13 protein-coding genes and 1 pseudogene are annotated in these 13126 nt (G+C 40.4%); 7 read left to right on the plus strand and 7 right to left on the minus strand.

Annotation, left to right across the window (positions count from 1 at the left end):
- Window positions 1–222: 222 nt before the first annotated feature.
- Window positions 223–420 (plus strand): hypothetical protein, encoded by a 198-nt coding sequence (locus AXI57_RS20015; RefSeq protein ID WP_061671087.1) that lies wholly within the window; start codon window positions 223–225, stop codon window positions 418–420.
- Here the strand turns inward: AXI57_RS20015 and AXI57_RS20020 are convergent.
- Window positions 402–1445 (minus strand): PD40 domain-containing protein, encoded by a 1044-nt coding sequence (locus AXI57_RS20020; RefSeq protein ID WP_061671088.1) that lies wholly within the window; start codon window positions 1443–1445, stop codon window positions 402–404. The genes AXI57_RS20015 and AXI57_RS20020 overlap by 19 nt on opposite strands.
- A 61-nt stretch (window positions 1446–1506) precedes the next feature.
- The gene (locus AXI57_RS20025; protein WP_003328500.1) at window positions 1507–1875 is read right to left on the minus strand and encodes an RlpA-like double-psi beta-barrel domain-containing protein; all 369 of its coding nucleotides are present in this window, start codon (window positions 1873–1875) and stop codon (window positions 1507–1509) included.
- Between the two features lie 568 nt (window positions 1876–2443).
- Here AXI57_RS20025 and AXI57_RS20030 point away from each other — a divergent pair.
- Window positions 2444–3484, plus strand: a complete 1041-nt coding sequence (locus tag AXI57_RS20030; RefSeq protein WP_003328501.1) for a 2,3-butanediol dehydrogenase — start codon at window positions 2444–2446, stop codon at window positions 3482–3484.
- A gap of 101 nt (window positions 3485–3585) precedes the next feature.
- On the opposite strand, the gene AXI57_RS20035 is transcribed toward AXI57_RS20030, so the two are convergent.
- Window positions 3586–5007 (minus strand): sugar porter family MFS transporter, encoded by a 1422-nt coding sequence (locus AXI57_RS20035; RefSeq protein ID WP_061671089.1) that lies wholly within the window; start codon window positions 5005–5007, stop codon window positions 3586–3588.
- 663 nt (window positions 5008–5670) lie between these two features.
- On the opposite strand from AXI57_RS20035, the gene AXI57_RS20040 reads away from it, so the two are divergent.
- The 5 genes from AXI57_RS20040 (at window position 5671) to rsiV (ending at window position 8920) form a co-directional block, all read left to right on the plus strand.
- Window positions 5671–6165 carry a MarR family transcriptional regulator gene (locus AXI57_RS20040; RefSeq protein ID WP_087941822.1) on the plus strand — a complete coding sequence of 165 codons (495 nt, stop codon included), beginning with the start codon at window positions 5671–5673 and terminating at the stop codon, window positions 6163–6165.
- A 15-nt stretch (window positions 6166–6180) separates the two neighbouring features.
- A complete protein-coding gene (locus AXI57_RS20045) occupies window positions 6181–6819 on the plus strand; it encodes a nitroreductase family protein (protein ID WP_003328504.1) in 639 nt (212 codons plus the stop codon).
- A 226-nt stretch (window positions 6820–7045) separates the two neighbouring features.
- Complete coding sequence (locus AXI57_RS20050) at window positions 7046–7228, plus strand: hypothetical protein (protein ID WP_003328505.1); 183 nt, start codon at window positions 7046–7048, stop codon at window positions 7226–7228.
- A 337-nt stretch (window positions 7229–7565) separates the two neighbouring features.
- A complete protein-coding gene (locus tag AXI57_RS20055) occupies window positions 7566–8063 on the plus strand; it encodes an RNA polymerase sigma factor (RefSeq protein WP_003328506.1) in 498 nt (165 codons plus the stop codon).
- The gene (gene rsiV, locus AXI57_RS20060; RefSeq protein WP_013390411.1) at window positions 8063–8920 is read left to right on the plus strand and encodes an anti-sigma-V factor RsiV; all 858 of its coding nucleotides are present in this window, start codon (window positions 8063–8065) and stop codon (window positions 8918–8920) included. The genes AXI57_RS20055 and rsiV overlap by 1 nt, the downstream gene beginning before the upstream one ends.
- A gap of 454 nt (window positions 8921–9374) precedes the next feature.
- On the opposite strand, the gene AXI57_RS20065 is transcribed toward rsiV, so the two are convergent.
- From AXI57_RS20065 to AXI57_RS20080, 4 genes and pseudogenes are all read right to left on the minus strand, one after another.
- Window positions 9375–10352: an SPFH domain-containing protein gene (locus tag AXI57_RS20065; protein ID WP_061671090.1), complete on the minus strand. Its 978-nt coding sequence runs from the start codon at window positions 10350–10352 to the stop codon at window positions 9375–9377.
- 38 nt (window positions 10353–10390) lie between these two features.
- The gene (locus tag AXI57_RS20070) at window positions 10391–11155 is read right to left on the minus strand and encodes a TPM domain-containing protein (protein ID WP_061671091.1); all 765 of its coding nucleotides are present in this window, start codon (window positions 11153–11155) and stop codon (window positions 10391–10393) included.
- Complete coding sequence (locus tag AXI57_RS20075; RefSeq protein WP_061671092.1) at window positions 11155–12180, minus strand: TFIIB-type zinc ribbon-containing protein; 1026 nt, start codon at window positions 12178–12180, stop codon at window positions 11155–11157. Before AXI57_RS20075 ends, AXI57_RS20070 begins: the two co-directional genes overlap by 1 nt.
- Window positions 12181–12249: 69 nt before the next feature.
- Window positions 12250–12919 (minus strand): annotated as a pseudogene (locus AXI57_RS20080) (PspA/IM30 family protein).
- Between the last annotated feature and the right edge of the window lie 207 nt (window positions 12920–13126).

A 13126-nucleotide genomic window follows, 5' to 3' on the forward strand; every position in this document is an offset into this window, starting at 1 on the left:
CTTCCCTTTTAGAAAAGCATCCGCGATTCAAGATGGAATGCTGCATATAAACGCATCACCGGAACCGCCTCAATCGCCTCATGAATTCTCTCGAAGCGTGAATAGACGAACAGCAAAGACCTCCATTTTCATATGCGGGGTCTTTTATCTTTCTCCTGCAAATATCTGCACCGCCAATTACCTAATTATGATGAAATGTTGGTGAATAAAGGAGTGATTGCCTTGAAAATAAACCGCCAAAAAGAGGATCTGAAAAAGTTCAACCTTGCAGCAGACGCATACGCGGAACTTCTCACCTGGGCTGTGCCGATCCTCCGCTTCATTAGATACCTCGGGTCTTTTGCTCAAAACTCATTCCTTAAACAAAAATCACTCAGCATCGCACTGAGTGATTTTTCTTATTACTTGACCACAGAATAACTGTTAATAATTCCGTTCGGGTTTTCCCATACTTTTTGGCACTTTTTCGTTTCTGTGTTATAGGAATAGACCGTTCTGACCTTTGCTTCGCGTCCGGTTTCATCCTTCAGCAGTTTTGCCCCCTTAGCTTCCGCAAGAAAATAAATCGTCTTGCCGTCTTTGGAAAATTGAGGCTGTGCGTCGATTAACAGTGTAAAGTCTTTTTGGTCAGAAATGATCGGTTCATATTTTTTTGTTTTCACATTCATAAGATTGATTTTCGCTGTTTGTTCTGCGCCTTTTTCTACATATGATGTAAACAAGATGCTTTTTCCATCCGCAGAAACGGCAATATCACTAATAAATTGGTCAAGGCTCGTCAGTTCATCAATTTCGTTTTGATTCCCGGCAGCAAAATGAATCTTTGTCGGTTCAGGGTCAGTGCCCTTCTCATTCGCTTCATCTGTTTTTTTATAATCTTCTTCAACAGAATAATGGAGCAGCGCCAATGAATCTTTATCGCTGTTATAAAAGAAACTGCTGACACTGTCATCCTGATCATCCGCTGCCGGAAACACATTCTCATACCGCTTCGTCTTCAAATCAAATGAAGCGAGACGGAAGTTGCTTTCATCAGGGCTTCCGAGACGGAAATAAATCTTCGTTTGATCTTTTGACAAAAACAAGCTGTCCGCGCTCTCCACACCTTTATAAAGCGTACTCTTTTTATTAGACTTCAAATCAAGTTTGAACAGCCGCATCTCATTTTGATCATTATTGCCCGTATAGTACAGCACATCATGCTGCTGATCCAGTGCAAAAGCCGGATAACTCGTCAGTTTATCCTCATGCAGCACTTTATCATTCAAATAATATTTTGTTAACAAATCGGTATCTGTAATGGAAACAAGCAGATTTCCGCCGCCCGCCGCACTGACCGATACATCTGCCTTCTCTTCACCTTTATTCATAAACCAATACACAGAGAAAATCACCGCTGCCGCCAGCACAATACCAACTGAGAAAAACGCCATTGTCTTTTTCATCTTTTATCTCCACCATTAGAAAAAAGCAAGAAACGGTTATTCTTGCTTTTCAGATTATCTATTAATAGCTGTAATGACCTGACACTTTGCCTTTGCTTAAAGGATAACCTAACGCTTTAAACGCTTTCGGACTTACATCCAATACTGCATTTGGCATTCTGCCTACATCATTTTTATATACTGTAATTACTTTTTTAGGTTTCGCTTTAGCGTACGCCTTAATTTTCGTACCGTTTCTCGGAACATCAAAACCAATTTTTGTAGCACAATCCCAATGTCCTAACTTTTTGCCCGAAGAACCTTTTTTTCCAACTCCATTATACCAAGTAATATTTCCATTCACATGTTTCGCACTGGCTTCAGTTGAAAAACCGACTGCGCCAAGTGTACTACCTACTAAAATAAAAGCCGCTAAAAATAACTTCTTCAAGCTTTTGTCCCCCCGACATGTTTTCTTCTAGGGAAAATTATACACTATGAACCGCTGATATTTTATTTCAATCACCTTACAGAAATATTACAAGAAAAGGAGAAACTTTTACCATTATATCAATCAAATATCTCTAAATATTACAAATGTAACACAAGGTATTCCTATATATAGCATTCAAGCTGAAACATATCTGAGCAATCAGAAAAGAACATACAATTTCCTCGAATAGGAAAATTGCATGGAAGATTATACTATTATAAAAGTAAAATTAGAGTTATAATATTTATATAGAGTAGTCATCGCATTCAATATGGACTGACATTAAACACATTTATTCAAAACAAATTCACAGCTATAAACCAAGTGAAATACTCTGTTTTAAAGAAAAAAGAGTGTGCTAGACTCTTTTTTCCAAAGTATCTTTATTAAAAATAACGTACCCTTCATTATATAAGAGGTTTCTCCCTGTTTTTGTTTTTAAAAATGTCGAATTTGTGAAAAGTATCAAGTTCATATTGATACAATGCGTAAATACTCGTCTTAAAAAACGGAGGAGTGATAATCCATGAAAGCTGCAAGATGGCATAATCAAAAAGACATCCGTATTGAAAACATTGAAGAACCGAAAACAGAACCCGGCAAAGTAAAAATCAAAGTGAAATGGTGCGGGATTTGCGGCAGTGACTTGCATGAATATTTAGGCGGCCCAATCTTTATCCCGGTCGAAAAACCACATCCGCTTACTAAGGAAGTCGCGCCTGTCACGATGGGCCATGAGTTTTCCGGTGAAGTTGTTGAAATTGGTGAAGGCGTAGAAAACTATAAAATCGGTGATCGCGTCGTCGTCGAACCGATTTTCGCTACCCACGGGCACCAAGGCGCCTACAATCTGGACGAGCAAATGGGCTTTCTTGGCTTAGCAGGAGGCGGAGGCGGTTTTTCCGAATATGTTGCCGTTGATGAAGAACTGTTATTTAAACTTCCTGAAGAGCTGTCCTATGAGCAAGGGGCGCTTGTTGAACCATCCGCAGTCGCTCTTTACGCTGTCCGTTCCAGCAAGATTAAAGCCGGTGACAAAGCAGCTGTCTTTGGGTGCGGACCGATCGGCCTTTTAGTGATTGAAGCGCTTAAAGCAGCCGGTGCAACTGAAATATATGCTGTTGAGCTGTCCCCTGAACGTCAGCAAAAAGCGGAAGAACTTGGAGCTATCATCATTGATCCGGCCAAAGTCGGCGATGCCGTTGAAGAAATCATCAGCCGCACGGGCGGCGGTGTAGACGTTTCATTTGAAGTAACAGGAGTTCCGGTTGTATTGCGGCAAGCGATCCAATCAACAACCATTGCCGGTGAAACGGTGATCGTCAGCATTTGGGAAAAAGGCGCTGAGATCCTTCCGAATGATATCGTTATTAAAGAACGTACAGTCAAAGGGATTATCGGCTACCGCGATATCTTCCCTTCCGTACTATCCTTAATGAAAAAAGGATATTTCTCAGCCGACAAACTGGTAACCAAAAAAATCGTTTTAGATGACTTAATTGATGAAGGCTTTGGAGCCCTTATTAAAGAGAAAGACCAGGTGAAAATCCTGGTAAAACCAAATTAAGCAATCATCTAAACAAAACCCGCGCTTCTCTGCTGAGAAAGCGCGGGTTTTCTATTTTCTACAGATTACTCTGCGTTTATAACGCTTATCATTATGACACCTTAACCGATAATATTCGCTTCATTGCCGTTCTTTTCACTTTGGCTGTCATACGTACGGAAATTATGTTCCAGCTGTTCAAGTGTAAGCCCTCTGGTTTCCGGCAGGAATTTCTTCACAAATGTGATGGAAATGATTCCGAAAGCTACGAAAATGTAGAATGTGTTGGACAAGCCGATTTTATCGAGTAATACAGGAAACAGCAATCCAATAAAAAAGTTTACGATCCAGAGACAAAACACCGTGAAACCCATACCAAGCCCCCGCAGCCGCAGCGGGAATATTTCTGAAAGCATTAACCAGGTTACCGGTGAAATGGCTCCCTGTTGGAAAGCAAGGAAGGTAACTGTGAGTGAAAGCACGACATACGGAAGCGCAGTCGATCCCTCAAGTACAGTTGAGAATATACCAATGAGCAGAAGTGCCGTTGTCGTTCCTATCAGACCGGTCAGCAGCATCGGCCGGCGGCCCACCTTGCCAAGCAGCCAGATGCCGACAAACGTCGCTAAAACCGAGATAAGTCCATTGGCTATGTTGCCGATAAGCGCAGCCTTGGTTTCAAAGCCCGCATTTTTAAGAATTTCCGTACCATAATACATAATGGAGTTGACACCCGTAATTTGCTGCACGATCGCAATTCCAATTCCAATAAACACAATGCGGCGGACCCACGGCACAGCCAAATCCTTGTAAGTTGCTTTTTTAACCTCTGATTCTTCCGTTATAGCTGCCTCAATTTCAAGAAGTTCCGCTTTTGCCTGTTTCTCTTCACGTATCCGCCGGAGGACACGCAGGGCATCTCCATTTTTCCCTTTTGATACAAGCCAGCGCGGGCTCTCAGGCATCTTAATCATTCCAAAAAATAAGAAGACAGCCGGAAGTGCTGCAATAGCGAGCATAAATCGCCAAACATGTGAGCTGTCACCCATGGCAGTACCAAGAATAGCGTTAAAAGTGAAAGCTAATAGCTGTCCGCTCACAATCATCAGCTCGTTCTGTGTAACCATTCGTCCTCGGCTGTCCGCAGGCGACATTTCCGCTAAATAGGTCGGAACCGTTACTGACGCGCCCCCTACAGCAAGGCCAAGCAAGAAACGGGAGATAACCATAATCGTAACGTTTGGAGCAAGGGTACAACCAAGTGTTGCAATAAAAAACAAAATGGCAAGAAAGATAATGTTTTTGCGGCGCCCGTTATAATCCGACAGCCTCCCGCCGAACACTGCACCGAGCGCTGCCCCTAACAGAAGCGAACTTGCGACGAGACCTTCAGTGAAAGCGTTGAGGTTAAGCTGCCCCGGTTCAGCCATATACGGCAAAGCACCGTTAATAACACCGGTATCGTATCCAAAGAGAAGCCCTCCGAATGTTGAGATTAAGATAACAGTATGTAAAAACGACTTTTGATTACCCTGTTGATTCATATCTATCTCCCCTGTTTTTGTATTTAGAATGGATAATTGAATTTTTTGAAATTTCCAGACATTAAAGCCTGATCAATCTTGATCCATAATCATTGAAATAACCCTGTCCGCAAATAATGCAGACAGACCCGATCCAAACCTTAATTTCTGCAAGTTTTACATAATGTAACGGGCTGTTCACAAAGACCTTTCGTGAAAGCGATTTCAAACATGACCAAATTATTGTGCTGTAATTAGTATTTTATAGTTAATTAGTTGTTATATTATAGTTAATTTTTTGTTATATATGATATCATCATACTTATAAAAGCGCTTTCAGTCAATATAAAATTCAGAAAATTTTTTATTGATGTAATATGTACTCATAAAATAAGAATTTTCCACGATAAAATGGCTATACCGCTTCAATAACACCTATAAATGATTATGTTTTCATAAATGTTGATCATCTCTTGATCACCTCACGTTAACATAAGTAACTTTCCCCATAAGCTTTTACTTTAAGTTCTATAGATCTTTTGCCAATGAACCTGCACTTCGTTCGCATTGCTCTTCATATAAAAAAGAAAAAAGGTCTGGATGAAGGCAAAGCAGCTTGAACAAAATAAAAATCAAAAGGTAAAACGTAACACTTGAACAAATAGATAAACGGGTGTATATTAGTTGATGAGTCAATCATTGATATATCAATTAATTGATCTGACAAGAAAGAGGGGATGGGTTTTGACATCATTTTGTTCGGAAGAAGCGGAGATTTTATATCAGATGCAATGCGTAAACAGAGTGATCGGTGTGAAGTTCGAAGCATGCACGGGCATCAGCCAATCTCGTCTGGAATTACTCACATTGCTTTATCATGCCAATGAAATCAGTCAAAGCGACCTTCAAAAAAAGGTCAATATTGATAGCGCAGCCGTCACAAGACATGTAAAACAGCTTGAAGCCAAAGGCATGGTATCAAGAAGAAGAAAGCCGGAGGACAACCGTATCACACTCGTTCGCTTAACGGAGCAAGGGAGAGAACGAATTGAGTCTTCCAAGAAAGAAAAAGAGCGTTTTATGAAAGAAATGCTCGCAAATGTCAGCGCAGAAGAACGCCGCATACTCATTGATGTGCTGGCCCGAATGCAGAAAAACATAAACAACATCAAAGCATAAGAGGAGTGTTTCAACATGGGAAATACATTACAAACAAATGATTTTATGGAGATTATGAAAGGACGCCGCTCCATTCGCAGCTATGATCCGGCAGTCAAAATAAGCAAAGAAGAGATGACTGAAATCTTAGAGGAAGCTACTACAGCGCCATCTTCCGTCAATGCACAGCCATGGCGTTTTCTCGTCATCGACAGCCCGGAAGGAAAAGAAAAGCTCGCACCGCTTGCCAGTTTTAACCAAACACAAGTTACCACATCATCTGCCGTCATCGCTGTATTTGCAGACATGAACAACGCAGACTATTTAGAAGAGATTTATTCAAAAGCCGTAGAGCTCGGCTACATGCCGCAAGAGGTAAAAGATAGACAAATCGCGGCTCTGACTGCTCATTTCGAAAAACTGCCGGCGCAAGTGAACCGGGAAACCATCCTGATTGACGGAGGTCTCGTTTCCATGCAGCTGATGCTGACAGCCCGCGCACACGGCTACGACACAAACCCGATCGGCGGCTACGACAAAGAAAATATCGCAGAAGCCTTTGGATTAGAAAAAGAGCGCTATGTACCGGTCATGCTCCTCTCCATCGGAAAAGCGGCCGATAAAGGATACGCCTCATACCGTCTGCCGATAGATACAATTGCAGAATGGAAATAAATATCTGAAAAGCTGAAAGCCCCTTAATAGGGCTTTCTTTTTTTGACTTTTTGCTGGCCGTAATTCAATTTAATATCCCCTATTCGGCTTTTTCCACTCTTAGCTTTCATTTCCCCTATCGTGCCCTAATAAAGACAGCCTTTTTTTATTTATGATTGTAAATGTCCAAACAACGTAATCAAAGTTTCATATATTAAAATTGACTAACCTGAAAGGAGGGGTTCCTATGGGTTATTACAAAAAATATAAAGAAGAGTACTATAGCTGCAAAAAAACTTATTACAAAAAGTATTATGACCATGACAAGAAGTACTACGACCATGATAAAAAGGATTATAAGAAATATTATGATCATGACAAAGATTATGATTACGTTAAATCCTATGACTATCATAAGAAACACTACTAGAACACCTCTAAATCTCCTCTATACAAACAAATGATTTACCCGGTCGGTGACCGGGGTTTTTTTTGTCTCTTTTTTCTTCACAAGCCACGATCTACATATCATAATAAAAAGCCATCCTTTCTTTTACAGCACCGGGCCAAATCATCACAGCTCGACTAGTTCTTTAAAATAGCGCTAAGCAAATATGTCCATACTAAAATCAGCATAAACAGTATTAGTCTTATCTCTGACAAAAATTTGGCGCTGCACTCCGCAAACTATTTTTAATCTTTTCCCGTCTATCTTTCGTAACAGCCCGATGATACGTATATTTTAATAAAAGGAGCTCTTTAACGTAATGAAGGATCAGAATAATAAAACATTGCTTGTCACATGCATTACTGACCATAAAGCAAGTTTTTACCGGTTAGCATATAGCTATGTAAAAAATCAAGAAGACGCATTGGATGTTTTGCAGGACTCCATCCAAAAAGCGCTTGCTTCTGTCGACAATCTCAGAAACCCTAATACCGTAAAAAGCTGGTTTTATAAAATCCTAGTCCGTACCGCTATTGATTTCTTGCGCAGGCAAAAAAAAATAAAGGTTATGGATGATCAAACGCTAGAATTTTTAAGCCACGGAAAGGAAGATACCTACAAAGATATTGACCTCCATGAAGCCTTAGATGAATTACCTGTCCAATATAAAACGATCATTATCCTGCGATTTTTTGAAGACTTAAAAATAGAAGAAATTGCTGAAATTACAGACGAAAACATTAATACAGTCAAAACACGCCTATACAGAGGATTAAAGTTATTGCGCATCAATTTGACTAAGGAGGACCTTTCTTAATGGACAAGAGATTAGAAAAATTAAGAGAAGAGTATGAAAATGTGCCCATCCCAAAAGAATTGGACAGCATTATAGAAAGAGCATTTCAACAAAAACCAAAAAGGAAAAAGATATTTCTATGGCCAACATCCGCAGTAGTTGCCGCAGCTATCCTATTTATAACAACAGTGAATATGAATCCTGATGCTGCTCATGCCATGTCTAAAATCCCTGTAATCGGGAAAATTGTAAAAGTCGTCACATTCAATGAATTCAAAGAAGAACGGAACCAATTAAGCATTGACGTTAAAACCCCTGCTCTGTCAGGCCTTACAAACAAATCACTCGAAGAGAACATCAACAAAAAATATATAAAAGAAAGTAAAGAGCTTTATCAGGAATTTGCCAAGTCAGCATCAAAAAATAAACAGGGGCATCTTGATATTTACAGCAACTATGAAACGGTGACCGACACCCCCGATCTCTTGTCTGTTCGGCGGGATATACAAAAAACCGAGGCTTCCGGATACACACAAAGCCGTTATATTAACATTGACAAAAAGAATGAAATTTTGATCACACTTAATAGTTTATTTAAAGATGACCGCTATATCAAAGTGATCAGCCAAAATATTAAAGAACAAATGCAAAAGCAAATGAAGGCTGATTCAAATAAAATCTATTGGATTACAGACGAGGATATGGATCCCTTCAAGAGCATAGATCCGGATCAAACGTTTTATATTACGAAAGATCATAAACTGGTCATCTCGTTTGATGAATATGAAGTCGCCCCGGGGTATATGGGAGTGACCGAGTTTAAAATCCCCACCAAAGTCATATCGAAGCTTCTCGTCGGAGACCGATATATTCAATAAAATAACGAAAGAAAAACCCATGATTGCCCGAAATCATGGGTTTTCGTATTTGATATGAACATTTTGCTGCTAATGCAGCTCCCTCCTTCTCTCGTCGATTTGTAACAACAGCATAGATACGTATTGCCAGCCCTTTCTACAAATAGACGTGAGGCGAGCCCGAAAAAGTTTAGTTTTTCTCCAATCTGATGTAAACATGTCTTCTCAAAGCCATAGCAGACACACGAATACCGAGGCAATGGGAAAACAAAGTGAACATCATGATCCGCTGATAAATATCCGAAACTTCACCTTGGGTGATTACCATCCTGAAGCAATTCTCCACCCCATATTGTCTTTCCATTTAGTGCCCCAAGCTGCTAAAGTAAATCATAAAAAAAGACCACCCTTATGGATGATCTGTTACTGGCGGGAGCTCTACAGCTCCCGGCCTTTTAATAGTAGTTACTTACCGCTAAATCAGCTTATGGCCGCAATTAGGACAGAAATTCGCTTCTCCTGTTTTCGTTCCGCAATTCGGGCAGAAATTCGGCTTGTCCTCGCCTCCAGGAGCATTGTTTGATGAAGCTGATGTCTGTGCCGGCTGATTTTGATTCATTTGATTCATCATTTGGTTGGCCATATTCATTCCCATCATCATTCCTGCCATATCGGATGCCGCTCCGCCGCCGCTCATCTTGCCGGAAGCCATCCCGTCCGTCATGGAAATTTGCTGGTATTTATTCACATCACCAACCATACCGTAGGAGGCATTTTTCGTTATCATATCTTGAACCTCTTGCGGATAATTGAAACTCATAATTTGAAAACCGGTGATCGCCATTCCGTCACCGATCAGCTCCATATCTAAATCTTCTTTAATGCCCTTCGCAATATCAAAAGCATTGGATTGGAGATTAAACATATCTTTTCCTTCTCTAGTAATCCATTTCATAAGAAGCTGATCAAGAATAGAAGTGATCCGAGTTTTAATATCCTCTACTACGTACTGATCTTTGACCCCGGCAATTTTATCAATTAAACCGATATAATCCTGCACCTTAAAGTTAAATGTACCATTTGCGCGAATCGGCATACCGCCCGGCATTCCTGCCGCCGGAATGTTAATTGCATGTTTCGTGCCCCATCTGACGGTAAATTCCTTCGTATTTACAAATAACACCTCGGCGCGCATTCCGCTATTAAAGCCGAATTTAAAGCCTTTTAATGTCGATAAAAAAGGAATAATTTCTGATTCGATATCATAATCGCCGTCATCTTGAAAAATCCCTTCAATTCTTCCATTGTTCAAAAAGATTGCATCCTGGCCGGGACGAATGATCAAGCGGCTTCCCTTTTTAATCTCACGGTTGTTCCACTTATAGAAAATCATATCATCTCTAAATTCTTCCCATTCTACTACATTCGCTAACTGATTTCTGAAAAACCCCATTTATCATCCTTACCTTTCTATCATCTATTCTTCTTTCTCTAAAAGCTTCCCCGGCTGCCGCTGTATGAGCTTCCGCCTCTTGTCACTCCGCCGCCGTCACCGCTGTCTTTATCTGACGATTTTTTCTCTCTCGTAACGGTTGTTCTGATGTATGTGTCATATTGATCGATGACATCAGACGTACGATTATCAATATAAGTCTGTCCGTTAACCGTTACCCTCCCGCCGGAATTAAAAAGCATAACCGCTACTGCTATACCAGCCACTGCAACTGCTGCTATCAGCTGAAACCACCACTTAAACAAAATCAGATCAGGATTGACTCCCGGTTTTATGCCCATATCTTTAGAAGAAAGAGTAATATATGTTTTAAACGCTTTAAAGTAGTGTTCGCTGGATATATCCGATGAAATTGTATTGCGAATACTGTTAAGCCTGCTGCTGTCGAGATACCGCTCAGCCTTTTTAAAACCCGCGATAAATACTTCTCTTTTTTTCATATCAATGGTTAAAATAGCTGTACTGCCATTTCCATATTGATCATAAAAATCTCCGGTATACTGAGCAATGTCTTCACCGTTCGTGCCATTTGTCGTGATAATAAAAAAGTCAGTTTTCCTTTTGGCGCCTAACTTATCAGCTAGCGCCTCAAGCTTCCCAATCTCTTCTTTTGTTAATAGGTTGGCATGATCATATACATACTGCTTTTGATCAGACGCAGACACCGTCCCGATTATCAGTAAAGGCATCAGCAAAAGAACAGCAAAACAAGCGATAATGACTTTCTTACAAAAACTGCTCATCAAAATCCGCCTCCCATCATGAGTGAGACGAGTTTCAAGGCGATAAACGTCCCGCCGGCAATCCCGCTAAACCACGCTGCCACTTTGCCTGAACTGATCGGAGGTTTGCCGACAACTTTCCCTGTCTGTCCATTCATCGCAAATATATGTTCAGACCGCTCATAATCGTAACTGACCATCCAGACCGGAAGTAAAACGTAAAAGCTGTTTACTTTTTTAGTATTGATATATTTGTCCCTTACATTCACTGTCGTATATCCGGAAAAAGAAGAGCTTATATAAGAATCGATATAACTGCTGATTTTATCTTCCGCCCTCGGGAAAAGTTCATCATCAGTATAATTGTATTTTTCTGCAGTGAAGCCTGCCAAATAGGCCGTTTGAAAATCCTTCAATTCATCGTATGAATAAGGTTCCAGCTTGTCCATTAATTCATCATTCATTTTTTCTGAAGCATCCACAGGGATTTTGAGATAGTCCAGATTAATATCACGAAATGCCTCATAATACTCTGTCTCCGTGCAATTATAATCTCCCTCAGTATAACGGTGAACCCTTGTACAATGCGCATTCACTTGAACTTTGCTATGTAAGTCAAACATCCAAAACGGGACATACATTCCGGTTATGCTTTTAATTCGGTCAGCTGACATAAAGCCTTTCGGCGTCAAAAGCCCTTTCTTGCACCATTTTCGAAATGCCTGCACCGCTTCCTCCTTACTGATCGTAAACGGAATCACCTTGGCGGGCGCAAGATTCCCTGATAATCGATCAGCCAGGACAGCCGCTCCCCCGCAAAAACCGCATGTAGTCGCTGTCGTTTCAGCCTCTGTGATTAAAACCGCCCCGCAGTTTTCACATTGATATTCTTTTGCTTCATCTTCAGAAAACCTCGTTGTGATATTTTCTTCAGGCAGGTTTTCAATATTATCCTGTCTTCCGCAGCTGTGGCAAGACAGCATACCTGATCCGCTGTCAAAGACCATATCACTACCGCAGTTCGGACATTTATAAGAAATTACCATTTCTGCTACCTCTCACTATAAAATAAAGTACTTTTATCTATCGGCAAAACTTCAGCTTCTTATGTATGATTAATTCAACATCATTTTTGCCTTTAATGCAGCCAGCTCATCATCCACATCGCTCGTACTGCCAGTATCATATTTAGCCGTTAAATCCTCAATGCCATCGCTTGGGGCGGAGTTAAGCTCTGCCATTGCGTTTGCTTGGTCAAGCGCGCGATTCACTTTATCTTCCATTCTGCCAAAAACGGACATAGATTGATTTGCGCCTGAAACAGAAGTGCCTAGCTTATTCATTCTTTCTTGCGTTTTCGCGACTGACCATTTGGCTTTCATCATGTTTTTACGCGCTTCAAGTTCACCAATATCAGAAACAAGCTTATCGTGCATTTTTCTCATTTGAGAGGTATTGGATGAGGCCGCCTGATACGTCATTTGCAGTTCAGACAGCTTCGATTCCAAGAACGTCTTTCTTTCCAGGAATTTTCTCGCGTCCCCTTCATTACCTGCCTGCAGCGCCTTCATTCCGCAGCTCTCCATCTTTTCCATAACTCACTTAATGCCCTTTTCGCTCTTTGCTCCTCAGCCATAACAGAGGCCATTTCTGCCTTACCTTGCCCAAGTCACTATTCATATTTTATAAATATTGATCAACCATTTTCTCCGGATTTTCCGCTTTGTCTAATAAAGCGTTAACGTTACTGGACATAATGTCTTTAAATCTTCCTATTATACTCATGCTGTGATTTCCTCCTGCTTTCATTGATGGATAAATATTCTTATTTAAATATACTAGTTTTTCGGCAAAAAGTTTCGATTTTTTATAAAATATTTTTATAAATAGTATATTTTTTTATAAAATATACTACTATTGGACCTGTCTTTATTCACTTATAAACTAAAAAAACACTCTCATTTTTAGGGAGTGTCATAGTCAAAGGCTTCC

Source organism: Bacillus atrophaeus, assembly GCF_001584335.1.
Taxonomy (GTDB): Bacteria; Bacillota; Bacilli; order Bacillales; family Bacillaceae; genus Bacillus; species Bacillus atrophaeus.

Bases quoted from the DNA above. Each gene is read 5' to 3' on its own strand.
- AXI57_RS20045 (WP_003328504.1), top strand. From the start codon at position 6,181: ATGGGAAATACATTACAAACAAATGATTTTATGGAGATTATGAAAGGA.
- AXI57_RS20075 (WP_061671092.1), bottom strand. From the start codon at position 12,180: ATGGTAATTTCTTATAAATGTCCGAACTGCGGTAGTGATATGGTCTTT.
- AXI57_RS20055 (WP_003328506.1), top strand. From the start codon at position 7,566: ATGAAGGATCAGAATAATAAAACATTGCTTGTCACATGCATTACTGAC.
- AXI57_RS20030 (WP_003328501.1), top strand. From the start codon at position 2,444: ATGAAAGCTGCAAGATGGCATAATCAAAAAGACATCCGTATTGAAAAC.
- AXI57_RS20020 (WP_061671088.1), bottom strand. From the start codon at position 1,445: ATGAAAAAGACAATGGCGTTTTTCTCAGTTGGTATTGTGCTGGCGGCA.
- AXI57_RS20070 (WP_061671091.1), bottom strand. From the start codon at position 11,155: ATGAGCAGTTTTTGTAAGAAAGTCATTATCGCTTGTTTTGCTGTTCTT.
- AXI57_RS20050 (WP_003328505.1), top strand. From the start codon at position 7,046: ATGGGTTATTACAAAAAATATAAAGAAGAGTACTATAGCTGCAAAAAA.
- AXI57_RS20065 (WP_061671090.1), bottom strand. From the start codon at position 10,352: ATGGGGTTTTTCAGAAATCAGTTAGCGAATGTAGTAGAATGGGAAGAA.
- AXI57_RS20035 (WP_061671089.1), bottom strand. From the start codon at position 5,007: ATGAATCAACAGGGTAATCAAAAGTCGTTTTTACATACTGTTATCTTA.
- rsiV (WP_013390411.1), top strand. From the start codon at position 8,063: ATGGACAAGAGATTAGAAAAATTAAGAGAAGAGTATGAAAATGTGCCC.